The sequence below is a fragment of the Sphingomonas canaveralia genome, from assembly GCF_047238125.1.
GTDB lineage: Bacteria > Pseudomonadota > Alphaproteobacteria > Sphingomonadales > Sphingomonadaceae > JBDFMH01.
Genome location: NZ_JBDFMH010000001.1, coordinates 1,541,475 through 1,565,525 on the forward strand (window position 1 = coordinate 1,541,475; position 24,051 = coordinate 1,565,525).

General features: G+C 67.4%; 20 protein-coding genes and 1 pseudogene. 7 read left to right on the plus strand and 14 right to left on the minus strand.

From position 1 onward, the window contains the following. Positions 1–33: 33 nt before the first annotated feature. The 4 genes from ABC347_RS07360 to ABC347_RS07375 are packed head-to-tail and all read right to left on the minus strand — an operon-like array spanning position 34 to position 3,911. Positions 34–783, minus strand: a complete 750-nt coding sequence (locus tag ABC347_RS07360; protein ID WP_413245084.1) for a GntR family transcriptional regulator — start codon at positions 781–783, stop codon at positions 34–36. A gap of 23 nt (positions 784–806) precedes the next feature. Next, entirely contained in the window at positions 807–1,649 is an 843-nt protein-coding gene (locus ABC347_RS07365) for a hypothetical protein (protein ID WP_413245085.1), read from the minus strand. A 10-nt stretch (positions 1,650–1,659) separates the two neighbouring features. Further along, positions 1,660–2,523, minus strand: a complete 864-nt coding sequence (locus tag ABC347_RS07370) for a cupin domain-containing protein (RefSeq protein ID WP_413245086.1) — start codon at positions 2,521–2,523, stop codon at positions 1,660–1,662. Next, positions 2,520–3,911 (minus strand): MFS transporter, encoded by a 1,392-nt coding sequence (locus tag ABC347_RS07375; protein ID WP_413245087.1) that lies wholly within the window; start codon positions 3,909–3,911, stop codon positions 2,520–2,522. The genes ABC347_RS07370 and ABC347_RS07375 overlap by 4 nt, the downstream gene beginning before the upstream one ends. Before the next feature lie 173 nt (positions 3,912–4,084). Here ABC347_RS07375 and ABC347_RS07380 point away from each other — a divergent pair, with 173 nt between their 5' ends. The 5 genes from ABC347_RS07380 to ABC347_RS07400 are packed head-to-tail and all read left to right on the plus strand — an operon-like array spanning position 4,085 to position 10,152. After that, positions 4,085–6,556 carry a TonB-dependent receptor gene (locus ABC347_RS07380; protein WP_413245088.1) on the plus strand — a complete coding sequence of 824 codons (2,472 nt, stop codon included), beginning with the start codon at positions 4,085–4,087 and terminating at the stop codon, positions 6,554–6,556. 37 nt (positions 6,557–6,593) lie between these two features. Further along, entirely contained in the window at positions 6,594–7,769 is a 1,176-nt protein-coding gene (locus ABC347_RS07385; RefSeq protein WP_413245089.1) for a thiolase C-terminal domain-containing protein, read from the plus strand. Continuing rightward, positions 7,766–8,203 (plus strand): Zn-ribbon domain-containing OB-fold protein, encoded by a 438-nt coding sequence (locus ABC347_RS07390; RefSeq protein WP_413245090.1) that lies wholly within the window; start codon positions 7,766–7,768, stop codon positions 8,201–8,203. Before ABC347_RS07385 ends, ABC347_RS07390 begins: the two co-directional genes overlap by 4 nt. A gap of 57 nt (positions 8,204–8,260) precedes the next feature. Continuing rightward, the gene (locus ABC347_RS07395) at positions 8,261–9,457 is read left to right on the plus strand and encodes an aromatic ring-hydroxylating oxygenase subunit alpha (RefSeq protein WP_413245091.1); all 1,197 of its coding nucleotides are present in this window, start codon (positions 8,261–8,263) and stop codon (positions 9,455–9,457) included. Beyond that, the gene (locus ABC347_RS07400; RefSeq protein ID WP_413245092.1) at positions 9,454–10,152 is read left to right on the plus strand and encodes a class II aldolase/adducin family protein; all 699 of its coding nucleotides are present in this window, start codon (positions 9,454–9,456) and stop codon (positions 10,150–10,152) included. The genes ABC347_RS07395 and ABC347_RS07400 overlap by 4 nt, the downstream gene beginning before the upstream one ends. A 15-nt stretch (positions 10,153–10,167) precedes the next feature. Here the strand turns inward: ABC347_RS07400 and ABC347_RS07405 are convergent, their stop codons facing one another. From ABC347_RS07405 to ABC347_RS07440, 8 genes and pseudogenes are all read right to left on the minus strand, one after another. Next, complete coding sequence (locus ABC347_RS07405; protein WP_413245093.1) at positions 10,168–11,403, minus strand: cytochrome P450; 1,236 nt, start codon at positions 11,401–11,403, stop codon at positions 10,168–10,170. Next, positions 11,400–12,632 carry a trypsin-like serine peptidase gene (locus tag ABC347_RS07410; RefSeq protein WP_413245094.1) on the minus strand — a complete coding sequence of 411 codons (1,233 nt, stop codon included), beginning with the start codon at positions 12,630–12,632 and terminating at the stop codon, positions 11,400–11,402. The genes ABC347_RS07405 and ABC347_RS07410 overlap by 4 nt, the downstream gene beginning before the upstream one ends. Beyond that, positions 12,629–14,680, minus strand: coding sequence for a S8 family serine peptidase (locus tag ABC347_RS07415; RefSeq protein ID WP_413245095.1), 2,052 nt, complete (start codon positions 14,678–14,680; stop codon positions 12,629–12,631). The genes ABC347_RS07410 and ABC347_RS07415 overlap by 4 nt, the downstream gene beginning before the upstream one ends. A gap of 14 nt (positions 14,681–14,694) precedes the next feature. Then, positions 14,695–15,564: a zinc metalloprotease gene (locus ABC347_RS07420; protein WP_413245096.1), complete on the minus strand. Its 870-nt coding sequence runs from the start codon at positions 15,562–15,564 to the stop codon at positions 14,695–14,697. Next, positions 15,561–17,404, minus strand: a pseudogene (locus ABC347_RS07425) (di-heme-cytochrome C peroxidase). Before ABC347_RS07425 ends, ABC347_RS07420 begins: the two are co-directional and overlap by 4 nt. Further along, complete coding sequence (locus ABC347_RS07430) at positions 17,404–18,078, minus strand: M23 family metallopeptidase (RefSeq protein ID WP_413245097.1); 675 nt, start codon at positions 18,076–18,078, stop codon at positions 17,404–17,406. Before ABC347_RS07430 ends, ABC347_RS07425 begins: the two are co-directional and overlap by 1 nt. Continuing rightward, positions 18,075–18,524: a hypothetical protein gene (locus tag ABC347_RS07435; protein WP_413245098.1), complete on the minus strand. Its 450-nt coding sequence runs from the start codon at positions 18,522–18,524 to the stop codon at positions 18,075–18,077. The genes ABC347_RS07430 and ABC347_RS07435 overlap by 4 nt, the downstream gene beginning before the upstream one ends. Before the next feature lie 262 nt (positions 18,525–18,786). After that, entirely contained in the window at positions 18,787–19,668 is an 882-nt protein-coding gene (locus tag ABC347_RS07440; RefSeq protein WP_413245099.1) for a PAS domain-containing protein, read from the minus strand. A gap of 187 nt (positions 19,669–19,855) precedes the next feature. On the opposite strand from ABC347_RS07440, the gene ABC347_RS07445 reads away from it, so the two are divergent. Both ABC347_RS07445 and ABC347_RS07450 read left to right on the plus strand, forming a co-directional pair. After that, the gene (locus tag ABC347_RS07445; protein WP_413245100.1) at positions 19,856–20,287 is read left to right on the plus strand and encodes a TadE/TadG family type IV pilus assembly protein; all 432 of its coding nucleotides are present in this window, start codon (positions 19,856–19,858) and stop codon (positions 20,285–20,287) included. Between the two features lie 8 nt (positions 20,288–20,295). After that, positions 20,296–21,942, plus strand: a complete 1,647-nt coding sequence (locus ABC347_RS07450; RefSeq protein WP_413245101.1) for a pilus assembly protein TadG-related protein — start codon at positions 20,296–20,298, stop codon at positions 21,940–21,942. 51 nt (positions 21,943–21,993) lie between these two features. Here the strand turns inward: ABC347_RS07450 and ABC347_RS07455 are convergent, their stop codons facing one another. Together ABC347_RS07455 and ABC347_RS07460 are read right to left on the minus strand one after the other, a co-directional pair. Beyond that, positions 21,994–23,352: a HAMP domain-containing sensor histidine kinase gene (locus ABC347_RS07455; RefSeq protein WP_413245102.1), complete on the minus strand. Its 1,359-nt coding sequence runs from the start codon at positions 23,350–23,352 to the stop codon at positions 21,994–21,996. Then, positions 23,349–24,044 carry a response regulator transcription factor gene (locus tag ABC347_RS07460; RefSeq protein WP_413245103.1) on the minus strand — a complete coding sequence of 232 codons (696 nt, stop codon included), beginning with the start codon at positions 24,042–24,044 and terminating at the stop codon, positions 23,349–23,351. The genes ABC347_RS07455 and ABC347_RS07460 overlap by 4 nt, the downstream gene beginning before the upstream one ends. Positions 24,045–24,051 lie beyond the last annotated feature (7 nt).

Sequence of the window (24,051 nt, forward strand, 5' to 3'; positions counted from 1 at the left end):
CGTGCTCCGGTTTCGAGACGAAACTGCCCGGATCTATTCGGTGTCGAGGCTGATCCCGCCGATCGCCATATATTCGGCCAGCACATCGCCCTGCACGGTGACGTGGCGGCGCATGATTTCCGCCGCCAGCGTGCCATTGCCTTCCAGGATCGCCTCCAGGATCCGGCCGTGATCGATCTGGTTGGCATCGGACCGCGCAGGCTGGCGCAGCTGGAAGCGGCGATAGGGCAAGGTATGCAGGGCCAGCTTGTCGGTCGTCTCGATCAGCACGCTGTTATGCGTCGCGCGCATGATCGTGTGGTGGAATCGGCGGCCGAGCCGCGCATATTCCGCCTCGTCCCCCCGCTCCAGCGCCACCGCCGCCTGCTCGTGCGCCTCGATCAGCTGCTTGCGCTCCTCCGGCCGGATGCGGGTCGCAGCGAAGCGCGCGCACAGCGCTTCCAGTTCGGAAATCGTTTCGAACATATGGATCAACCGGGGAAGGTGCAGTCGCGCCACGATCGCCCCGCGGCGCGCGCGCTTCTCGATCAGACCGCTCTGGATCAGCTGCAGCATCGCCTCGCGCACCGGCGTGCGCGACACGCCGAACCGTTCGGCCAGTGCGTCCTCGTCGATCGGGGTGCCGGGCAGCAGCCGCCCGGTGAAGATGTCGCCCTCGATCGCCATCCGCACCGCGCTGGCATGCGTGATGCGCCCCTGCGGCTTGCCGTTGGTTTCGCTGACGGACGCGCTCGACGGGAAATCGCGCTCGGCGTGCGTCAATCCGGTATCGAGGTCGGTCATCGTCGCATCCCGTGCGTCTGGTCTCATGGCTGTTTATACGCGCGCAGCGCCAGAATGCGAGCAGCGACCGGGGCCGGCATGCCGATCTCCACCCCCGCTGCACGGGCCAGCGCATTGGCCGCGCTGATCGCGCCGTCATGATAGCTCGACAGGCCATCACCCATCCGCGCGCCGCGCGCATCCACGGTGGCGCCGGCCAACCCGTCCGCCTCCACCATCTCCAGGCCGGCCATGCCCGAACGCTCGCGCCCGCCGCCGCCATCCGAACAGATGAAGCCGAACGGGCGCACCTGCCGCAGATACGGCACCGCGCTGCGCCCGGTGTGGCCCGCCGTCACCAGCACGTTGTTGACATCCTCGGGCAGCCCGAACGCGATCGAATCGGTGCAGATCACCTGCCGCCCGTTCGCCAGCGTCTCCATCACCGTGCGGTTGGTGACCTGGCCCGCATCGGGTGCGCCCGGCCGGTTGGCGAGCATCAACCGCGCGGCCTCCGCCACCGGCATGCCCACCGCCACGCCGCAATCCTGCGCCGGGCGGTTGACGAAACTCAGCACGCCGCGATCATGCAGATCGGCCCCGTCGCCCAGCCGTACCGTCATCACGTCCGCCACCGCAGCGGGAATGTTCAGCGCTTCCAGATACCAGAGCCCGGCGATCCCCGCCCCCGCCGGTCCGACCGCGCAATCGACGCCGATCGCCCCGCGCGGCCCCTGCGCCCCGATGAAACGCGCCGGCAGCACGCCGCAATAGGAAGCGTTGACGACGACGTCGCGACCGCGATTGGCGGGCTCGACATGATAGGCCGAATCCATCGCCATCACGCGCCCGTCCGCGCCCTGCTGCATCATCCGCTGGTTGGTCATGCGCTGCGCCTCAATCGAATGCGAAGCCGGTGGCGCGCGCATGGAAGAACAGCCCGCTATCCTGCACGATGAACGCCCGCGCCTGACGAGGTCCGCGGTTATGGATGGTATGCCGTGCCGCCGGTGGCGTAATCGTGACGAGGAAAGGCTGCCAATCGAACCGCGCGTCACCGGCGGTGGCATAGGTTTCGTCGCCAACCAGGACCAGCGAGATGGCCGCGGCGTTGTGCCGGTGGGCGCGCTGGTCGCCGCCAGCTTCCAGCGTGTTGATCGCAGCCACCATCGATGGCGTGATCGTGCCGTAAGCGCCCCCGCCCGGCCGGCTGAGGAACAGCGCCTTGCCGGTCAGATCCTCATCGGGATCGCGCTGATAGATGCCGCTCAGCTGCTCCTCGATCTCGGCCGCCGGAAAATGGGTCGCGGCGATCGCACCCGGCTGCGGCTGCGCCCCGTAGAAGCGCAGCGCGGGCGAATCGTCGGCCGCGAACAAGCGCGCCCCATCCGGCCCGGCATGGTGCGTGGCCGGCACCCCGCCCGGCAGCAGGAAGGCATCGCCCGCCGCCCAGCATATCTCGGCTCCACCGGCCCGGCTCGTGCCGCTGCCCGTCATGACATAGTGGATCACGCCGCTTGCCGCCGCTTCGTGCGTCAGCGATTCACCCGGTCTGATCGCCAGATAGGCAGTCATCATCATCGGCGTGGTGGCGGGCCCGTCCGTCTCCAGCGTTTCGCCCAGATCGAGCGGGATCACGCCCGTCTCGACCTCGGGGTCCATCACCCGCGCATGTTCGTCGACAAAGGCGTGGGGCGGCACCGCCGCCTGGCGCGTGCGGAACACGTTGATCGGTGTCAGGTAGCGCGGTTCGGATATCATGGCTGCTCCTCGGCACAACGGCGATAGCCCTCGATCGATCGGCTGAGCATTACCAGCGACAGCGCCCCCGCGGTGCCGACGACCAGCGCCAGCGACAGACCCACTTGCTGCGGGTCGGCGAACACCCGGTCGGTCACGAAGCCGACCAGCGTCGGCGCGAGCGCCAGCCCGGCCAGGCTGGCCGCGACGAAATAGATCGCACCGACGAAGCCGCGCATGCGATCATGCGTCACTTCCTGCAGCGCGGACGAGGCCAGCGACAGCGGCAGCGTGTAGGCAAAGGTCAGCAGGAACAGCAGCACAAGCAGCGCATTGGCCGACGGCATGAACGGGATCAGCACGACCAGCGGCAATGTCATCGCCACACCCATGCGCGCGCCCCTTACCGATGCCTCGCGGTGGCCGCGGCGCTTGGCCAGCGCGCCAAGATAAGGTCCGCACAGCATGCCCGACACACCGGCCACCAGCGAAACCAGGCCCAGCTGCACGCCCACCTGCTCGGTCGTGAGATCGAACCGGCGCGCCAGCAGCGACGGCGCCCAGGCGGGCACCGCATAGATCGCCATGACGTGCAGGCCGATGCCAATGTAGAAATTGCCGTAGAAGCGCGCCCGGTCCCGCAGATAACGGAACGCCGGTGCGAAGCCGGGCGCCGCCACGCCGCCTGTGTCGACCGCGCGTTCGCGCGGGGGTTCGCGCACTGTAAGGATCAGCAGCACCGGCAGCACGCCGCTCGCGCTGATGATGATGAGGGTCATCTGCCACGGGGCCAGCACGCCGACCAGCGGCAGCACGATCGGCCCGGCCCGTTCCAGCGCGCCGATCACCAGCCCGCCGAACAGCAGCGAAAGCCCACCGCCCACGAACGGGCCCAGCAGCATGATGCTCATCGCCCGCGGCAGCCTGTCGCGCGTGAAATAGGCGGCGACCAGTGCCGCACAGGCGGGATAGATGCCGGCTTCCGCCGCACCCACGCCCATCCGCGTGATGAACAGCTGTTCGTAGGTCTGTGCCAGGCCACCGGCCATCGAGCACAGGCTCCACAGCACGCCGCAGCCCAGGATGATCATCCGGCGATTGCCATGATCGATCCAGCGCCCGAACGGGATCGCCAGCAGGATGTGGATGCTGGCGAAGGCAAAGCCGATCAGCATGCTGACGGAAGTGTCGCTCAGCCCGAAATCCGCCTTGATGGGCCCGACCAGCAGATTGATCAGCTGGCGATCGATGAACGACACCATCTGGCACAGCGCCAGTACGCCGGCCGCATACCAGGCGCGCGCATCATCACGCACGAACGGGCGCACGGTTCGTGCCGGCGCTGGGTCGGAAACGGGCAGGACCGCGGCGTCGACGGGCGCGATCATCTGGTCTGGGGTGTTGCGCATGCGGGCGCCATCATCCTCTCCGTCCCGTCGCCCGTCCACTGCAGGCTTGCCGCGCTCTAACAATTTTTACGCGATCGGTGCAAGCACCGTATAAGCTTATTGCCCTTTGCGTATATTTTCGTCATGAGTCGCGCCACAGGCGCCCAAGAAGCGTCGACCAGCGAGAGGACACTATGACCACGATCAGCCGCGTTGCCGCCCTCAGCCTTGCCCTGCTGTCCACAACGACGCTCGCGCAGACCGTGGATGCGCCGGCGACCCCCGCCGATGCAACACCGGCCGAGGCGGATGCGGCAGCGGCCGGCGGCATCGAGGACATCGTCGTCACCGCGCGCCGCCGCGAGGAGTCGTCGCAGAACATCCCGGTCGCCGTCACCGCATTGACCGGCAAGCAGATCGACCAGCAGAATCTGACCAGCTTCGAAAAGCTTGGCGCCTACACGCCGCAGCTGACGATCGCGCGCTCGGCAAACGGATCGGGAGGGCAGATCACGTTGCGCGGTATCGGGTCCAATCCGGGCTCGATCGGCATCGAACAGTCGGTCGCCGTGATCGTCGATGGCGTCTATTATGGTCAGGGCCGGATCATCAATGAAGGCTTCTTCGATCTGGCCGGTCTGGAGATCTTGAAGGGTCCACAATCGCTTTTCTACGGCAAGAATGCCACTGCCGGCGTGATCTCGCTCACGACAGCCAACCCCACCGATACGTTCCAGGCCCGTGCGCGACTGGGTTATGAGTTCAACGCCCAGCAAGTCTACACTGAGGGCTTTGTCTCCGGCCCGATCGGCGAGGATCTGGGCATCCGCGTCGCCGCGCGCGCGTCGAAGATGTTCGGCGGGCTGATCAAGAATGTGTCCAACACGACCAGCTTCAATCTACGCGACGTTGCCACCGGCGCGCTGATCCCGACCACGGCCCCGCCCGGTATCCGCGACGTGCCCGGCGAGCGCGAACTGCTCGGCCGCGTCACGCTGCAGTGGCAGGCCAGCGACGATCTGACCGCAACCTTGAAGCTGAGCGCCAACAGCAACAATACCAACAACCCCGCCTGGAACGGGGTGATTGCGCGCTGTGCGAACGGGTTCAGCTTCCTCGACAAGGTCACGCCCTGCGAGCGCAAGTTCGTGATCCACCAAAATCGTTTTCCGGTGGGCGTTGGCGATAGTTTCCCGATCGTCGGTGCCGATGGCGATACCTTCAACCGGTATCAGAGCTACAATGCCACCGGCACGCTGGAATATGCGGGCGACGCGATCGGGATCACGGGCGTCGTCAACTACAACAAGAATATCAACAAGCTGGCTGTGGATGCCGACAATCAGTCGTTCGGCGCGGTCAACGTTTATGCGACCGAACGCGTTGCCTATAATGCCTTCTCGGCGGAAGTTCGCGCGCTCACCAAGTCCGAAGGTCCGGTCAACGTGCTGCTCGGCGGCTATTATCAGAGCACAAAGCGCGACTTCGACCAGTTCGCCTTCAACGCGAATTTGATGAACAGCGCAGCCCCGGATCCCAAATATACCTATGTCGCCTTCTCCAAGGATTCGGAAACCGAAGGCGAGACACTGTCCGCCTATGGCCAGCTGATCTGGGAAGTGGTGCCGCGCGTCGAGCTCACCGGCGGCGTGCGTTACATTCACGAGACGAAGGACAGCTATTTCTTCCAGCCCTACGTCAATCCCGCGCTCCGCGCACCGACCGGTCGGTTCGTGCAGGGCACGCGCGACACGAACGTGATCGAGGCCGCCCAGACCTTCAACAACTGGTCGCCCGAAGCCACGATCACCTGGCGCCCGACCGACGACCTGACGCTCTATGCCAACTACAAGACCGCCTATAAGTCCGGGGGCTTTTCCAACAGCGCGCTCAACACCGTACTGGGATCGCCGAGCGATCTCGTCTTCGAGCCCGAAAAGGTGAAGGGCTTCGAAGGTGGCGTGAAGAGCACCCTGGCGGACCGTCAGCTGCGCGCCAATCTGGCGATCTACAGCTATAGGTATGACGGCTTCCAGATCGATTTTCAGAACTCGCAGACCTTTGCCTTCGTCACCACCAACGCCGGTTCGGTGAAGGCCCGCGGTGCGGAGCTGGAGCTGCAGTTCCAGCCGCGCGCGGTGCCCGAAGTGACGCTGCGGAGCGCGATCAACTATAACCGTGCGCGCTACGGCGACTTCCTGGCGCCATGCTATTCCGGCCAGTCGCTCGCGATGGGATGCACGCCGGGCTCCTATCGCGGGGGCAATGGCCAGCAGCTGCGCGGCAAGCCCACAACAAATTCGCCCGAATGGACCGCATCGCTCGGCGGCTCCTATGAAACCGATGTCGGCCAGGGCAACATGCTGCAGCTGACGATCGACAGCCGTTACAGCGACAGCTATTTCGCCTCCGCCTTCAACAGCCCGCTGTCACGTCAGGGCTCCTATGTGAACCTCGATGCTTCTTTGCGACTGCGCACACCCGACAATCGCTGGGAATTCGCGGTGATCGGCAAGAATCTGACCAACAATTTCGTGATCACCGGCGCGCAGGATGCGCCCTCCACCGGATCGGGTACCGGCACCAACAATGCGGTGTTGGCTGATCAGCGCAGCTATGTATCGCTGCCGCGCACGGTGCAGGCGCAGGTCACCTTCAATTTCTGATGGCAGCGGCAGGGGCGCTGGCGCAGGATCGAAGGGCATGACCGATCATCCCCTTCGCGATCGCACCGCGATCGTCGGCGTCGGCGCCACGCGCTATTGGAAGCGCGGCCGCAGCGCTCCGCAGACGCTGGACGAACTGATCGGCCAAGCGATCATCGCCGCGGCCGACGATGCCGGCCTGGCCGTGCCCGCGATCGACGGCTTCGCTTATTATGCCGGCGGCTTCGATACCGCGCTGCTGGCTGAGACGTTGGGCATCCCCGAGATCCGCTTCACTGCATCGCTGACCGGATCGGGCGGCGGATCGGCAGGTGCGGTCGGACTGGCGGCGGCCGCGATCGTGGCGGGCATGGCCGAGACGATCGTGGTGGTCGGTGCCAACCAGCAGGGCGCGCAGCGGTTCGGTTCGATCACCGCCAGCTATCCGCCAACGCCCGAGAACGCCTTTTTCGCGACATCCGGGCTGGTCGGTCCGGGCCATATGTTCGCCTTGCTCGCCCGCCGCCACATGCATCTTTACGGCACGACGCGCGAACAGTTTGCCGAAGTAGCGCTTTCGACCCGCCACAATGCTGTCACCAATCCCGAAGCGGTGATGCGCACGCCACTGACGCTGGACGATTATCTCGCTGCGCCGATGATCGCCGATCCGCACTGCCTGTACGACTTCTGCCTGGAAACGGACGGTGCGGTTGCCGTGATCATCACGTCGGCCGAACGCGCGCGCGATCTGCGCCGCCCGCCCGTGTCGGTGCTGGCCAGCACGCATGGCGGGTCGCGCGAATGGGGCAGATCACTCTACTGGATGAACATGCCCGACGAGACGTTCGCGTCCTCCGGTCATGCGCCCGTCGCGCGCAGGCTGTGGGACGCAGCGGGCATTGGGCCGCATGAAGTCGATGTCGCGCAGATCTACGATCATTTCACGTCGCAGGTGATCATGCAGCTCGAGGATTACGGCTTCTGCCCCAAGGGCGAAGGCGGCCGCTTCGTGGCCGATGGCGCGATCCGGCGGGAAGGCGGATCGATCCCGACCAACACCGACGGCGGCCAGCTTTCGGCGGGCTATGTCTGGGGCATGACGCATGTCCGCGAGGCGGTCGAGCAGCTGCGCGGCACCGCGGTGAACCAGGTGCCCGATGCCGATGTCGCGCTCGTCACCGGCGGGCCGTCCTCGCTGCCGCTGAGCGGCCTGCTGCTGAGGCGCGCATGATCGACGACCGCATCGCCCTGCCCCCGCCCGATCTGGGCGTTCCGATCGACATGAACCGCTGGACCGAGCCGTTCTGGGCGGCCGCCGATCGCGAGGCACTCGCGATCCCACGCTGCTCGGCGTGCGGCACTTGGCGGATGCCGCCGACGCCGTTCTGCCCTGCGTGTCGGTCGCAGGCGATCGACTGGGTCGAGATATCGGGCGACGGCATCCTGTTCAGCTATACGATCGTCGAGCGCGCGATCATGCCCGGCACCGAGGCGAGCCTGCCCTATGTACCTGCGATCGTGGCCTTGCCGCAGGCCGGCGGGGTCCGCCTGATCACCAACATCGTCGGCAGCGAGATTGGCCGGTTGCGGATCGACGCCCCCGTGAACCTGATCTGGTACCGGCTGGCGAGCGGACGGAGGCTGCCACAATACCGGCTGGCATGAACCGTTGCGAAATATACGCCCGAAAGGGTATGAATATTCGGATCGAGGAGTAGCGATGTGAAGCGATCGAACGATGCGACCGAGCTGGCGAAGCGCGCGCTCGTCCATTTCCGCGAAGGCACCACCGATCAGGCCGATGCCACGATGCCACTGCCGGTCGATGCCTATCTCGATGGGGATCGCTTCGCGCGCGAGTTCGACGCGATCTTCCTGCGCAAGCCTCAGGCGCTGCTGCTGTCGATCGAGATCCCCGAACCCGGCGACTATGTCGCGCGCACGATCATGGAAAAGCCGCTGCTGTTCGTGCGCGGCAAGGACGGCGTGGCGCGCGTGTTCCTCAACGTCTGCCGCCACCGCGGGGCAAAGCTCTGCGCGGACGGCAAGGGCCGCGCGCCGCGGTTCGTCTGCCCCTATCATGCCTGGAGCTATGATCGGCAGGGCAAGCTGGTCGGCATGTACGGGAAAGACAAGTTCGGCGATGCCGACACCGACGATCTGGGCCTGACCGAGCTGGCATCCGCCGAGCGCGCCGGCGTCGTCTGGGCCACGCTCACGCCGGGTGAGTCGTTCGACATCGACGAATGGCTCGGCGATTTCGCAGCCGAGCTCGAGAAGATGGAACTGGCCGACTGGTATCTGTTCGATCAGCGCACCCTGCCCGGCCCCGGCTGGAAGGTGACGATGGACGGCTATCTGGAAGCCTATCATCACGACAATGTCCACGCCAACACGCTGTCCAAGCACACGATCGGCAACCTGCTGGTGCATGACGTGTTCGGCCGTCACCAGCTGCTGACGATGGCGCGCCGCAACCTGCCCGAACTCGATGCTATGCCCGAGGCGGAATGGGATGCCGGCAGCTATATCCGCCAGATCCACTGCACCTTTCCCAATTTCCAGCTGTCGGGAATCCGCGGCGGGCATTGCCTGGTCAGCCAGATCTTCCCCGGGCCTACGCCGACCGAGTCGGTCACGATCCAGACCATCCTCTCAGCGCGCAAGCCCGAGACGCCCGAGCAGCAGGCGGACAGCGAGGCGTTCAGCGCGATGGCGCTCGAAGCGGTGGGATCGGAGGATTATCCGATCGGCTTCGGCATTCAGGCGGGTCTGTCGTCGGGCGCGAACCGTGCTTTCCTGATCGGCCGCAACGAACCCGGGCTGCAGCATTATCACCGCATGGTCGCACGCGAGGCGGGCGGCGACATCGCGCCGGCGACCCGGCCGACCCCCATCCTGGAAGGAGCAAGCGCATGAGCGTGATGGAACAACGCCAGCAGGTGCTGGATGCGTGCCGCGGCCTGGCCGCCTATGGGCTGGGCAGCGGCATCGGCGGCCATGTCAGCGTCCGCATTCCCGGCAAGGAGCTGTACTGGACGAACGCGCTCGACCGCTCATTCGAGGAGATGACCGCGGACGACCTGTTCCTGCTAGATTTCGAGGGCCGCCCGGTCGATGCCGCGCGCCAGATCAGCCCTGGCATCGATTTCCATCAGGGCATCTACAAGCTGCGCCCGGATGTGAACGCGATCGTGCACACCCATGGCTACTGGATCACCGCCCAGTCCGCCTTCGGCCGCGCGCCGAAAATCTGGCACAATCTGAGCACCTATTTCTACAACCGCACCGCCGTCAGCCCCGACGATACCGTTGCGGCGATCGCCCCCGCCCTCGAACAGAATTGCGCGATCGTGATCCCGTGGCACGGGGCGATCACGATCGGCGCATCGATCGCCGAGGCAGCGGCGCTGCACGTCACGTTCGATTATGCCTGCCGTCTCGACATCACCATGGCCAACAGCGGCGCCGAACCGATGCCAGACGAAGCCTGCCAGCGGATGCAGGGGCTGCTCAAGAAAGCCAATTATCTCGACCACACCTGGGATCTTATGAAGCGCAAGGCCGTGCGCGCGTGGGATGGGGAAGTCATCCACCCGATGCTTGCCGCCTGATCCGAACGCGGGGCTTCAACCCCGATAGGTCAGCGTCCAGCGCTGCGGTACCTTGGTGCCTGCATGATCCGGTGGCGATGCGGCGAGCAACCCGGGCCGGAGCAGCGCCTGGCGCACGATTTCCGGCACCATCGCGCTGGCAATCGCGCGGCCCAGGCATTCGTGGATACCCTGGCCCAGCGTGAACGCATCGCCGAGATCGCGCCCCGGATCGAAACGGTCCGGATCGGGGAAGCCCGCGGGATCGAACATCGCGGCATGGGTCACAGCCAGCACCGTGCGGCCCCGGGGAACGACGCGCGCATGCGGCGTACCGCCAGCCAGTTCGGTATCGCGCGTCGCGGTGCGGAAGAAATAGGGAAAGGCCGGGCGGAAGCGGAGCGCTTCAAAGACATGGCCGTCGAAGCCCGCCCCGCCCCGGGCCGCCGCTTCGGCCGCCTGGCGCCGGGCGGGGTCGGCCAGCAGGAAGGCCAGCGCATTGACCACGGCATGGCTGGTCGTCTCGACCGCGCCGATCAGCAGGCCGCCGGTATTGAACAGGATCTGCTTCAGGTTGATGCGCAGCGCATCCGCACGGTTCAGGCGGATCAGCCGCGACATCGGATCCTCGCCCTCCAGCCCGATCCCCGCGGCGATCGATCGGCGTGCCAGCAGCCGACCGAGATAGAGCGCCATGTGGAACCCGGCCCGCTTGCGATTGGCGATGATCGTCTCCGGCGGCACCGGCCCGGGCGCATCGAACGCCTGATTGTGGAAGGCATCCTGCTGGTTCCAATAGGACCAGTCGATCAGCCGATCGGGATCGCAGTCGCGAAAGCCGAAGAAGCGCTGGACCATCGCAGTCGGCACTCCTCGCCCGATCTGCCGCACGAATTCGATCGATCCGCCGGCTGCCTCTAGCCGGCGCCGCGTCTCGTCGGCGATGAAGGCGCGGATCTCGGGCACGTCTTCGAAATCGAGGATCGATCGCATGATCGATTTCTCGCGCCAGTGCCGGGGGGTATCGTCCTGCGCCATGAAGAAGTCGCCCTGCTTGGGCTCGTATAGCGCGACCGAGAAGCTCTGATGGCGGCGCAGGATCAGCGTGCAATCCGCATGGCGGGTCACGAAATCGAGCTCCGGCAGTTCGAGCACGGGCCGGTCGCGCCGCAGTTCCTCGAACAGCGGCAGCGGTTCGCGATAGAGCCAGTCGCGCACCAGCGGCCAGCGCTGCGCCGGCGGGGCTGCTTCGATCCGGGCCAGATAGCTCATGGCGCGGTCAGCTCCGCCAGCAGATCGGGGCGGGCGGCCCCGATATCGTCATAGATGCTCGCCATCGTCGTCGCCTTGTTCAACCGATCGGTCGGGCATTGCGGGCCGCCACCCTCGAAACCGAGATGGTGGAGCGCGATCATTCGCCCTGTGGTATCGAACAGAGGCGCGCCTGACGCGCCCGGTTCGGTATCGCAGCGGTGGGTGATGTCCGGCCCTGATGTGGCGCTGCGATCATCGGTCCAGGCGCGGTGGCTGCGGCTGACGATCTCGCATCCCGAAAAGCTGACCAGCTTCGGCTTGCACTGCGCGTGATGGATCAGGAATGCGGCATTGCCTGCCGGCAGAACGCGCGAAACAGGCAGCGGTGGCGCGCGCCCGGTCGCGGCGCCCGGCCCGACGATGGGGCGCACGCGCAACAGCGCATAATCGAGCCGCCGGTTCTGGTGCAGCACCGCCGAGCAGGCATATTGGCGGCGGGCGGCGGTCTGTTCGTGCCAGCCCAGATCCAGCACCGTATTGGCGCAGATATCCTGGTTCCAATAGGCGGCGTCCGGAATGCCCTTCGCGCCGCCGCAATGCCAGTTGGTGATATAGATATCCGATGTCAGCATCGCGCCCGAGCAGCACCAGCTCTGCTTGCGCGGGATGCCCTGTTCGTCGATCTGCTGTGCGCCGGTCACCAGCATCCCGACCGCTTCGGCCGCCTTCCGGTAGATAATCTCGGGCCGGGTATAGGGATCGACCCAGTTCGGCGTCGCGCTCTGCGCGGAAAAGACGTTCACCCCCGCGCTGTTGCGGGGCAGCGCCATGCCTGCCACGAACGCCGCGCGCAGCCCGGCCCCGCCGCCGACCAGTTCGGCACCGACCTGAGGGGATTCCAGCCGACCGGTCCACTGCGTCGCCGAACCTTCGCCGGCGAAATCGCGCTCGTCGAGGATCGCCAGCACGCGCAGCGCCGGATCGCGCAAGATCAGTGACCAGCGCTGGCCCGCCGGCGCCGTCACCCGGATCTGCAGCCGCACGCCGACGGCATTGGCGGCGGCGGCATCGGGCACCAGTTTGCGCGCGCTGCGCGTGGCGACATCCAGCGTGACCGCCGGCGAGAACCATTCGCCGAACGACGTCACCGATTCGCCCTTGCTGCACTGCGCGGCGGGCTGCGCGACGGCCGGCCAGCAGCAGAGTGCGGCCACCGCCAGCGCGACTCCACCAGCGGTGGCGTTCACGGCCCGCATGCCGCTGGGCCGAAACCGGCATTGGCGATCACCAGATCGTCGATTTCGGACAGCGGGATCGGCGGGCCCTGGCAGGGCAGCAGCGTCACGTCCGCCGGTGGCTCGAGCGGGCCGTCGCGCTGCACGTCACCCAGGCGATCGATCGAATCGCGCTTGGCCATATCGGTGTAGACGATCCAGCGCCCCGGCTGACCGGACTGCGATATCCTTACGAAGCGCGCGACCGACTTGGCCGGCACCAGCACTTCCGATCCGCCGCCGCCCCGAAAGCTGAGCGCAGGCGAGGAAAAGCCCTTGAGCTGGATCTCTCGCCAGCCGTTGGCGTCCTTGATCCAGTGTACGCGCGGGTTGAGCAGCGCGAGCGCGGGATCGACGATGCCGGTCGCCAGCCGGTTATAGTCGTCGTCGGTATGGCCGGGCCGCTTGTAGATCGGCCATGCCGTCGTCTGGATGCGCTTCTTGACCAGGTCGGCATCGCGATAGCTGTCGCTCCAGCGCCCGATCATCTCCGCGATCACGCCGGCGGTGTAGGCAGCAGCCTGCGACGTGCCATGCGCCTCTCCGACGCCGACGCCATCGAGCCAGCCGACCATCGGCGCGCCGCCTGGCGCCGCGACGTGGACATAGCGTCCATCCGTGCCGAAATTGGCATCGGGCATCAGATGCGCATCGTGGCGGGTGCAATCCTCGCACGCCGTGACCACGAGCACGTTGCGCAGGTCGCCGAGATTCTGCGGCGAGATCGGCGTGGTCGGCGATAGCGCGACCGGCCGATCGGTCTGCCCGGCGGCGACCACGAACAGCGGGCGGAGCTGATCGATACGCCGTTCCACCTGCCGCAGATCGTCGAACCGCACGCGCTTGTCGATCTGGCCGAAGCGATTGATCAGCTCCGCCTGATATTCGGGCAGGCTGGCGGCGATCAGGTACAGGTGCGGTTCGGGCAGGCTGCGATTCTCGCCGATCATATCGGCCAGCCATTCGTTGCGGCCGGGCGGAATCGATAGCCCGCTTTCCGCAGTCGCATCGGGCTGCAGCAATTCATAGGGCACGATGATCGAGCTTGGCGACAGGCCGACGAAGCCCGATCCATTGTCGCGACTGGCGATGATTCCGGCCAGGTGGGTGGCATGCTGCTGGACCGATGCCGCGCCGATCCAGGCACAGCGGCCGGTCGATGCCGGAGGATCACCGGTCGCACCTTCGACTGCGCCGGCAAGGTTCGGGCTCAAGATCAGCTTCACGTCGATCAGGATCACCTTGGCGGGCCGCGCCCCGGGCGGGCGCGTGCCCACGATCGACTTCAGATCGCCGTCGACATCGGCATAGGCCTGGTAATCCACCTTGGGCGGGGTCGGCGGGGTCAGGCTGCAATCGCGCTGATAGAGCGCAGGCGTGGTGGAATAGGCCTTGGCCGCGGCCGCCCGGAAACCGATCGCAGTCACCCGCACGTTCAGCGATCGAAACGGGGTCAGCCGTTCCATCAGCTTCTGCTGGCGGTCGGCATCATTGTTGCCCAGGATCAGTTCATAGGCGTCGAACTCGATCTGCTCGCTGCGCGGCGATTTGGCGGTGCCGGTGCGCAGATGAGACCAGCTTCTCTGGATGGTGGCGGCGCGCGCCTGTTCGTGCGGGATCGCGTTGGAAAAGGTCCGCGCGGTGCGATAGCTGCGTACCCAGACGTCTGGCAGCAGGATCGTCTGCCCGACGCTCAGCCGACCGGACGATGGCCGCAGCTTGGGGTTCAGAAGATCGAGCGCCTTCAGGAACTGCGCGCTGCACGGCCGGGGGATGTTGATCTCGCGGCCCGCCATCAGGCACGGTGTGTCGCCCGGCCCGACGATATAGGGCCGGGTCCCGATCAGGGTTTCGCCTTTCGCCAGCGCCAGCACGACCGCGCCCAGTTCCTCGCCGACCAGCCCCCCCTCGATCGCGACGATGATGTTGCCGGGCTGATATTTCTCGACCGGGGCGACGGCCGCCATCGCCGGCTGGGTCAGCAGCAGGGCAGCGAGATACGCGAACTGGCGCAACCACATGGCGTCCTGTCCTTTCAGGGTCTCCGATAGAGCTGGCGGTGGCCGGCAATGTCGGACGCGGTGAGCTGCAGCGCGCGGGTGCCGCCGCCGCCGCAGAAATAATGCATCACCGATTTCGGATCATAGGGCGTCAGCGCTACCCAGCGGTCATCCTCGAAATGGCAGCCGGTCAGCGCGCGGTTATGCTCGTGGCGATAGCCCAGCACATGGCCAATCTCGTGCCGCAGGATGCCCGCATTGTCGAAGCTCGTCGAGAAGAAGCCGGGCGTCACCGAGACGAACCGCTTGAAGGCGGGATCGTTGGCGAAGAAAGCGATCGCGAGATAATCGAATTGGTCCGGCTGATAGCGCAGCACCAACGTCGGCTGCCCCGCGCCGTCGCCGGGCTGGATCCGGGCAGCGCCCGCCACCTCCCGAAAGCTCAGTCCGCACCCGCCGCAGGCCCGCACCCAATCGCGCGCGGCGGTGGTGAAGAGCTGGCGGGCGGTCGCACACTGCGCCGACGTCTCGAAAGACGCGCAATCCGCCGCCCAGCTGAGGGTGCGCTTGCCGCGCATCCAGTACCCGGGTTGCCCATCGCTGCGCAGCTGCAGCAGCAGCTCCTGCGGTCCGCGCGCCGGCTCCACCCCGGCCTTGCGCGCGAAGATAATCGCGCGGATCTCCTCCGCGCTCAGGGCCATGTCACCTTCCCACACATAGAAGGTCCGCGGCGTGCCGTCGTCGTCGAAGCGGATCTGCGGCAATCCCGACAGCAGCCGATCGAAGGCCGCCTGATCCGCGACATTGGCGTCGACCGCCGCGAAATCGCTGCGTCCGGCGCGCGGCGTATCGTTCATCGCCGCCGCCAGCAGCACAGCGATCGCCGGCGCGAGGGCGGCCTTCACAGCGTTTTCATATATTCGACGAGCGCCCATCGCTGCTCCTCACTGAGCGGGCCGTAATCATGGCCGGCATTGTCGTTGCCCGGGATCGGCTCGCCGGCATCGTCATGCGTGCGGAAAGCGAACGGGTTGTCCGCCGCCTGCTCGGTCGCATAGCCCACCTTGCGCGGATCGAACCGCCGCGAGCCGACATAGAAGAGCCGGGGCCGCTTTGCCGGCGGCTGCAACAGATCGTAGAGCGTCGGCACGGATCCGTTGTGGAGATAGGGTGCCGTGGCCCAGATGCCGGTCAGCGGTCGCGCCTTGTACGCCAGCAGCGGATTGTCGGTCGTCATGCAGATCCGTAGCCGGCGGGCACGCTCCAGTTCCGGATCCACGAATGCGCCGGGCGTTTCGGGCCGCGGAAACGGCGCGCTGTTGAAGATCGCCTTGGCAGCGGCCGTGATCAGCTCGGCTTTCTGCCCGGCCAGCTCACCCTTCACGACGGTTTCCAGCACCTTGGCGGTCGGCTCCACGGCGGCCAGCGGCGGTCCGCTCACCAAGCCAGTCTTGGTGCCCTGCAGGCGCCCGGTGCGGATCTGGTAGGTGAATGCGTTGCACGCCATCCAGGGATCGGTTCCGGGCGGACGGTTGTCCGGCGCATCGGCGCGCAGCAGGCTCATCTTCGCGGCATAGCGCGTCTTCAGGTCGTCGGGCGCCAGATGTTCGTGGCAGGTCGCGCAACGCTCGGCGAACAGCGCCTTGCCGATCGCGGCGCGGCTGTCCGGCCCAGTCGCGATCGGATCCAGCGGCCAGCGCGGTGGGCGCAGCCGGGCCAGCAGCCGTTCCAGTTCGGTCAGCCGCTGCACCTGGATGCTCGACCTGTATCCGCGCAAACCTGCATTCTCGGTGAGCGCGATATCGCCGAACACGCCGGTCACTTCGCCCGCATTGCGGCCGAGCGCACCATAATCGAACCGCTCGGCCCCCGGGATCGGCAGCGTCTGGTTGGTGACGATGCCGTTCCACTGCACCCGATCGGTCTGCGCGATGTTCCAGAGGAAGGGATAGCTGACCGGGGCGGTGGCGGCATTGAAGGTCTGCGCATCCGCCCCCACGAACAGCGCCACCTTGTTGAAGATATGGCGGACGCATCCAGCCGGGCCGGCCCGAAGCGCGGGCCGGGATGCGCCTCCGCGCCGCCATTGTTGGCCAGCCGGACCCGGTCCTCCCAACCGATCAGCCGATCCATCGCGGTCCGCAGCAGATTGCGATTGGCGGCAGCGCGCGCCGGATCGGGGCGCTGTTCCGGCTTTTCGCGCAGCACGATCGCGGCGAAGCGTTCGAATTTGGCCGGATCGGCGCGCGTCGCCTTCAGCGCACGATCGAAATCGATGATGAGTGCCTGGAAATCGGCGGTCGTCGGCCCACCATCCACCCGCACGCGGCGATCGCCCACGCTCAGCTCGGCCGTGTGGCACGCCGAACAGTTCATGCCGACCCAAGGTTCGCGGTCGGTCTGTCCAGCGTACCAGCGCAGCGCACTGTTGACGAAGCCCTCGTCGCGCTGGCGATCGATCGCGAACCCGACCGGAAGCTTGCTCTTGGAAGTCGGTTCCGGCGGCAGATAGCCATAGCGAGCCATGTTCACCGGTGAGAAGAAGCGCACCTCGCCGTCCGCCCGTTCCAGCGCGACCGCCCACCAATAGGGCAGCAGCCGCGATCCCTGGGTCTGTTCGTACCAGAGGTCGCGATCGGCCTGGCTCCAGCCCTGGCCCAAGTCCGCGGTCGCCGCCGGCCGCTGCCAGGCGCAGGAGCCCGCCAGCAGCAGCGCCGCGATCGGCAGCAGGGCGCGGCGCGGCATCACGGCGTGCCCAGCCGGCGCTGATAGGCGCGCACCAGCGACATGTACGGCGTCACATGGCGTAGCCCACTGCCATTGATGTTCTGCAGCATCTCGAAATGCAGGTGGACCGGGGTCGGCGTGCCGCCGAATTCGTCCGCCACCAGCCCGATCCTGTCGCCGGGTTGCACCGCTTGCCCCTGCGTCACCCGCAGCGATCGCTTGCGCAGGTGGAGATAGCGATAGCGTGTGCCGCTCGTACCGGTCAGCTCCACCGAATAGAGCCCGACATTGCTGATCCGGCCGGCTTCGGCCGCGACCGCCCAGAACTTGTCCTTCTCGCCAAGCCCGACGCGGATGTCCTGGCCCTGATGGCCGACGCCGGCGGGGCATGCCGGCGTGCGCCGCGACCGGGTTTCGCAGAAATTGTCCGACCATGGGTAGGTGAAGTTGCGACGGTCCTTCCAGCTGCCGGGCGGGCCGTTGCTGCCGCCGATCATCCAGACCTGCGAGTTGGCATAGGATGGCGTGTGATCGACCGGGAAGACGATGCCGGGCGCATAGACGGTGCCATCGGTTACGCCGCGGGCGCGGGCATTCTGCAGCTTGCCGGCCGGGTTGAACTCGAAGGTCTGCGCCGGCAGCGCCGTGGCGGCCATCAGTGTTGCAGCCAGCGCGATCGCGGGGCGGATCATTGCGAGCCTCCGAACACGCGTAGCGTCCGTTCGAGTTCGGCCAAGCCTTGGTCCGAACAATTGCGGTCACTGGCCTTCACGCATTCGGCCGAGATGACATAGCCGGCGCCATAGCGCGTGAAGCGGCGATCGAGCGTGACGGGACCGGGCGGGTCGGGCTCGACGAAGGCACCGGGATCGGGCTCGTTATCCTGCGCGGCCATTGCACCGGGCGGGGGCAGCACTTCCTGGCGCGATCCGTTGATCCACAGCTTGGCGCCAGGCAGCAGGATTGAAGCGGTGTAGTCGTAGGGCCCGGTGCTGACCACGTCGAAGCTGCGATAGCGCGCAAACCCCGCGGGGATCAAAACGGGCAATCGAACCTGGCGGATCACCGCAGCGATGCGGGCCGGATGCGGCGGGGGCGGTTCGGCAAAGCCGGCCTGCGACCAGTCGACCTCGGCCACGCGACGAGATGGCACCGCATCCTGCGCGGATGCGATGGCAGGCCAGCTGCTGGCTGCCAAAAGAAAGATCGACGCGAAAAGACGGCACCCATTCATGGATCGCCCCCGTGTTCACACGTTAAACGCAAGCGAACCCGTCTTTTCTGTCCCGTTTCTGTACAATACGGGCGCTGCTCTGTCCAGCGGAGGAAGATCTAGCTCCGACAGATCGGTCCTGCTGTGATCCAGCGCATTGTTTGCCGGCTTTCCGTGAGGCCGCCGGCTAGCGGCCGACGACCGCCACCATCGCGCCATCGATCGCGAAACTGCTGCGCAGCGGCGCGGCCGCTATGCGCACTGCGCGCTCGCCGCCATTGTTTACCAGCAGGGCACTGTCCCAGGCCACCGCCGGGCCACCGGTCAGCACGCCTTCGATCGCGGCCGCTGCGGCGACCCGCCGGCCGAGCGGCAGGATATCCACCAGCCGCACCTGCAACAGGCTGGCGCGAACGAACCCGGCCAGGCCGGCAAGCGCAGGATCGACATCGCAGAACGTGGCGCGCAACGTGAGCTGGCCGATGCCGATCTCGCCTTCGGCCGCCAGTGTTGCGCGCAGCGCAGTCTCCACCTCGGCGATGCGGTGCATCTCATGTTCCGCGCCGATCGACCGGAACAGGCAGGCGGCGCCATCCCCATACGGAAAGCTGCGCACGCGGAGCCAGCCGCCCGGGTGGCTGATCGACGGTAGATCGACCTGCGCGACCTCACCTGCCGACAGCGCCCGCGCCAGATGGCCGCGCGCCACGCTTTCGGCCAGATCGCGGCAATGCGCATCGATCGGCCGGCCGATCGCGGCATCACGGCTGATCCGGAAATAGCTCGCCGCCGCGGCGTTCAACTGCACCACCCGCAAGTCTCCATCGACCGCGACGAGGCCGGCATCCAGCTGGTCGAGCAGGATATCGTGGCGGACTGCCAGCGCGCTGTCGTCGTCATCGGGGGCCGGCGCCGCGTCGACCAGCCGATCATAGCTGGCGGCCGACAGCATCACGAGCCGGCGCCGGCCATGATGCGTGACGAACAATGGATCGGCAGAGATCTGTTCCTGCCACGTGCCGAACCGGCGCACGAATTCTGCAGAGGATACGCTGAGGGCTTGTCCCATCTGATCTGCTCCTGATTCTCCTGATTATCCGCAGTGCTAGCTGCGATGATCGTCAAGCGGCGCCGGACCTGATCCGAATCGGAGGGTCGACGGCCGGCTGCACGCCTGGCGGACAGACTTGGGCTGCGGATTGTGTGTATCGCGCGTGGCGACGGGGCGGGAAGCGTCCGCGGTGCATGATGGCGGCATGGCCCAGCAACTGCCCGCACGCCGACACCGCCCACTGGCCCGCGATACACGCGGGGCAGTGCTCGTCGAATTCGCTCTCGCCGCGCCGATCCTGCTGATGATCCTGATGGGAATCATCGGCTATGGCGGCTATTTCTGGCGGGCTCACGCCTTGCAGCAGGCTGCCAACGACGGCGCCCGCGCGGCGCTGGGCGGGCTGACCGCCGCCGAGCGCGCGTCAATCGCGCGCGACACGATCCGATCCGATCTGGCGGCGCTTGGCTCGATCGCGCCGGCCCGCGTCGCCATCCAAGTCGCCGAGCGCAGCGGCACGATCGACGTGGCGATCGCCTATGATGGCTCCGCGGAACCCTTTCTCGCGCTCGGGCTGGTGCCGTTGCCCGATCCGGTGATCCGGCGCGAGGCCTCCGTCCGGCTGGGCGGCCTGTGAGACGCCTCGTGCGCGATACGCGCGGCGCGGTCGGGCTGATCGGCGCGGCCGGGCTCGGCGTCGGGATCGGCTGCCTCGCGCTGGCCGTCGATCTCGGCCAGATCTATGCCGCGAGCCGCGAACTTCAGGGCATCGCCGATGCTGCGGCGCTGTCAGCCGCGGGCAACCCGGCCGCCCCCCGCGCCGCCGCCACGGCGACGATCGCGGCCAACCATGGTGGCAATGTCGCGCTGACGCTGGAGACTGGTCGCTATGCCGCCAACCCCGCGCACACCGCCGCTGCCCGCTTCACCACCGGCGCCGAAGCGGCCGGGGCGGCATCTTCGGACGCGGCGCGCGTGACGCTGACCCGGCCGGTGCCGCTGGTGTTCGGCATCGCGGCGCTTGGCCGTGATCATCTCACGATCAGCCGCAGCGCGACGGCCGCACGCACCGATCTCGCAAGCTTCTCGATCGGATCGCGGCTCGCAGCGCTCGACGGCGGGCTGGCCAACGCCCTGCTGGGCGCGCTGACCGGATCGACGGTGTCGCTGTCCGTCATGGATCATCAGGCGCTGCTCGGCAGCGACGTCGACCTGTTCGCCTTTTCCGATGCGCTGCGGACGTCCGCGAACCTGCAAGCGGCGTCGTTCGATCAGGCGCTGGCCGCGCAGGTGAAGCCGGCGACGGCGCTGTCGGCGCTGACGCTTGCGTTGGATCGGCAAGGTTCCGGCGATGCCGCGGCGGCGATGCGCAAGCTGGTAACCGCCGCCGCCCGGCGCGAGGATCGCATCAGCCTCGATCGGCTACTCAACCTTGGCCCGATCGGCTCCCAGGACCGCGTCGCTCCTGGCCAAGCGATCCGCGTCTCCGCCTTCGATCTGGCGCGCGGGACGCTGGAGCTGGCCAACGCCAACCGCCAGCTCGCGCTCGATCTCGGGGCCGACGTGCCGGGCGTCACGCGGACCCGGGTGACGCTGGCGATCGGTGAACGCGTCGCGACTTCGCCCTGGCTCGCGGTCACCGATCGCGGCGATCCGGTGATCCGCACGGCTCAGTCGCGGCTTTACATCGATGCCACGATCCCGCCCGTCGCCGGGCTTGCCGTCGCCAGCGTGCGGCTGCCGATCTATCTCGAGCTAGCGGAAGCGGAAGCGCGGCTGACGGCGATCTCGTGTCGCGCGAACGGCGCCACCCGCGCGGTGTCGCTCGGCGTGCGGCCATCGCCTGGCCATGCCGCGATCGCGGAGGTCGCGCCGGCCGCGCTGGCCGACCACCGCAGTGCGCCGGCAGAGGGGCCGGCACGGATCGTGTCGGCACCGCTGATCAGCGTCACCGGACAGGCGCGGATCGATCTCGCCAATGGCGGCTGGCAGGCCGTAGCGTTCGACGAGCCGGCGATCGCGGCGCGCAGCTGGCGCGCCGTCTCGTCGAACTCGTTGGTACAGGGCGTCGTCGCATCGCTAGTCTCGCGGCTGGCGCTCAACGTCTCGGTTGCCGGAATAGGGCTCGGCACCGGCGCGGTCGGCCAGGCCGTCGGCGCGACCCTCACCCCGGTCGCGCCGGCGCTGGACGGTCTCGTCAACCGCCTGACCGGGCTGCTCGGGATCCATCTCGGCCAGGCCGACGTGCGCATCAACGGCGTCCGCTGTGGGCAGGCGCGCCTGGTTGGCTAACGGGCGAGCCGGATCGATACCGCCCGTTCATCGCTCCGCCCGCCGCAGCGTTCAGCCAGCTTCCCCAGCGAAGCGTGCGAAGCGGATCTCGATCATCAGGCCGGGGGCGTTGTCGGCCATCCGCACCGAGGCGCCGTGTCGCTTGGCCACCGCCGACACCAGCGCCAGCCCCAGGCCGTGTCCACGGACGTGGCGGGTAGTCTCGCTGCGCGCGAAGCGGGTCATGACCAGATCGCGTTCGCCATCGGCCACCCCCGGGCCGTGATCGGCCACCCGCAGCACCGCCTGGCTTTGCTCGATCGCCACCATGACCAGCACCGCCGATCCCGCCGGTGAGAATTTGATCGCATTGTCGATGATGTTCGCCGCCAGCCGCACGATCAGCATCCGTTCGCCGATGATCGCGGCCGGCGCCAATTCGAGGTCCAGCGCGATCTCCGCCGCTTCCGCCACCGTCGCATAGAGCTCGGCCGCGGCACCGGCCGCCTCATCGAGCCGCATCGGCCGCAGCCCACCCGCACCGCCCGCCTCCACCTCGGCGATATCGAGCAGCGCCTCGAACGTCTGCAGGATCTCGTCGGTCTCGGCCGCGGCCGCGCCGGCATATTCGCGCGCCGATCGCAAGTCCCGCGCATCGGCAGCCATCTCGATATCGCTCTTCAGCCGGGCGACGGGCGTGCGCAGGTCATGCGCGATCCGGTTGGATACGTCGCGCAGCCCCATCACCAGCGTGTCGATCCGTTCCAGCATCGCATTCACGTGCGCAGCGAGCGCCGCGAACTCGTCATCATCGCCTGGCGGCAGCGGCGCGCGTGCGCCAAGATCGCCCAGCCGGACGCGATCGCAGGCGGCGTTGATCGCGGCCACCCGCGCGGTCAGCCGCCGGCCGACCACCAGGCCGATCGCAGCGGCGGACAGCAGCGCCAGCAGCAGCAGCATCGCCGCCACCGCCAGCAACTGCCGCGTGAGCGACCCCTGTGCAAGCTGCCGCCCCACGAGCAGTTCCACCCCCGGCTGGATGGTCACCACCCGCGCGATGGCATTGGTGCCGTTCGCTTCCCAATAGCCGTCGCCGGCCGCATGGAAGCGCAGCGAAGTGGGCGCGCCGGCCAGCACCACCCCGCCTTCGCTCAGCCGATAGATCCGCTCCCCGCCGAGCGCGGTGCGCGCCATCACGATCGCCAGCGCCTTGTCGCGCCGGAGCGCGGGCGGCCCGGCCAGCTTGTCGATCGTATCGCCGAGATCGCCCTCGATCAACGCCGCCGCGCGCTCGCGATCCGCCGCCGCCACGATCGCGACTGCCGCCAGCGCGAAGCCGCCCCCCAGCAGCCCCACGATCACCAGATAGCCGATCAGGATGCGGCGCAGCGCCGACCGGCGCGGTTCCAACGCGACGGCCGGTGCGTTCACGGCTCGGCGCGCGGATCGCTGTCGATCACGAAACCCTGCTTGCGGATGGTGCGCACCAGGGGCGCGCCCGCCACCGCATCCAATTTGGCGCGCAGGCGCGACAGATTGACGTCGATGACGTTGATCTGCGGCGGGATCCGATATTCTGGCCAGCAGGCATTCCAGATCATCTGGCGCGAGACAACATCGTCGGCATTCTCGGCAAGGAAGCGGAGGATCTCGAACTCTTTCGGGCTCAGATCGACATGTTCGTTGCGCCAGTGCACGGTCCGCGCCTTTACACGAATCTCGAGATCGCCCAGCACCAGCACTTCCGGATGCGGGTCGGCGCGGGCCCGGCGTACCAGCGCGTTCAGCCGTGCGATCAGCTCCTCGGCGTCGAACGGCTTGGCCAGATAATCGTCCGCGCCCGCCTCCAATCCCTCGATCCGGTGACGGGTATTACCGAGGTTGGACAATGTCAGCACGGGCGTGCGCACGTCCAGCGCGCGCAGCCTCTGCAGCGCTTCCAGACCGTCCAGCCCATCGTTCATCCGATCCAGGATCAGCACGTCGAACGGCGTGCCGGCCGCCAGGCGCACCGCTTCCTCCCCGCGTGTCACGCTGGTCAGCTGGTGCCCGCCCGCGCGCTCGAGCGCTGCTGCAACCCGCGCCACCGCATCATGATCGTCCTCGAGCAGCAACACCCGCATCGCCACC

What these genes read in the sequence shown, in the direction of transcription:
- ABC347_RS07445 (WP_413245100.1), top strand. Translation starts at nt 19,856, where the DNA reads ATGGCCCAGCAACTGCCCGCACGCCGACACCGCCCACTGGCCCGCGAT.
- ABC347_RS07460 (WP_413245103.1), bottom strand. Translation starts at nt 24,044, where the DNA reads ATGCGGGTGTTGCTGCTCGAGGACGATCATGATGCGGTGGCGCGGGTT.
- ABC347_RS07380 (WP_413245088.1), top strand. Translation starts at nt 4,085, where the DNA reads ATGACCACGATCAGCCGCGTTGCCGCCCTCAGCCTTGCCCTGCTGTCC.
- ABC347_RS07360 (WP_413245084.1), bottom strand. Translation starts at nt 783, where the DNA reads ATGACCGACCTCGATACCGGATTGACGCACGCCGAGCGCGATTTCCCG.
- ABC347_RS07365 (WP_413245085.1), bottom strand. Translation starts at nt 1,649, where the DNA reads ATGACCAACCAGCGGATGATGCAGCAGGGCGCGGACGGGCGCGTGATG.
- ABC347_RS07430 (WP_413245097.1), bottom strand. Translation starts at nt 18,078, where the DNA reads ATGATCCGCCCCGCGATCGCGCTGGCTGCAACACTGATGGCCGCCACG.
- ABC347_RS07440 (WP_413245099.1), bottom strand. Translation starts at nt 19,668, where the DNA reads ATGGGACAAGCCCTCAGCGTATCCTCTGCAGAATTCGTGCGCCGGTTC.
- ABC347_RS07375 (WP_413245087.1), bottom strand. Translation starts at nt 3,911, where the DNA reads ATGCGCAACACCCCAGACCAGATGATCGCGCCCGTCGACGCCGCGGTC.
- ABC347_RS07415 (WP_413245095.1), bottom strand. Translation starts at nt 14,680, where the DNA reads ATGTGGTTGCGCCAGTTCGCGTATCTCGCTGCCCTGCTGCTGACCCAG.
- ABC347_RS07390 (WP_413245090.1), top strand. Translation starts at nt 7,766, where the DNA reads ATGATCGACGACCGCATCGCCCTGCCCCCGCCCGATCTGGGCGTTCCG.
- ABC347_RS07370 (WP_413245086.1), bottom strand. Translation starts at nt 2,523, where the DNA reads ATGATATCCGAACCGCGCTACCTGACACCGATCAACGTGTTCCGCACG.
- ABC347_RS07405 (WP_413245093.1), bottom strand. Translation starts at nt 11,403, where the DNA reads ATGAGCTATCTGGCCCGGATCGAAGCAGCCCCGCCGGCGCAGCGCTGG.
- ABC347_RS07385 (WP_413245089.1), top strand. Translation starts at nt 6,594, where the DNA reads ATGACCGATCATCCCCTTCGCGATCGCACCGCGATCGTCGGCGTCGGC.
- ABC347_RS07400 (WP_413245092.1), top strand. Translation starts at nt 9,454, where the DNA reads ATGAGCGTGATGGAACAACGCCAGCAGGTGCTGGATGCGTGCCGCGGC.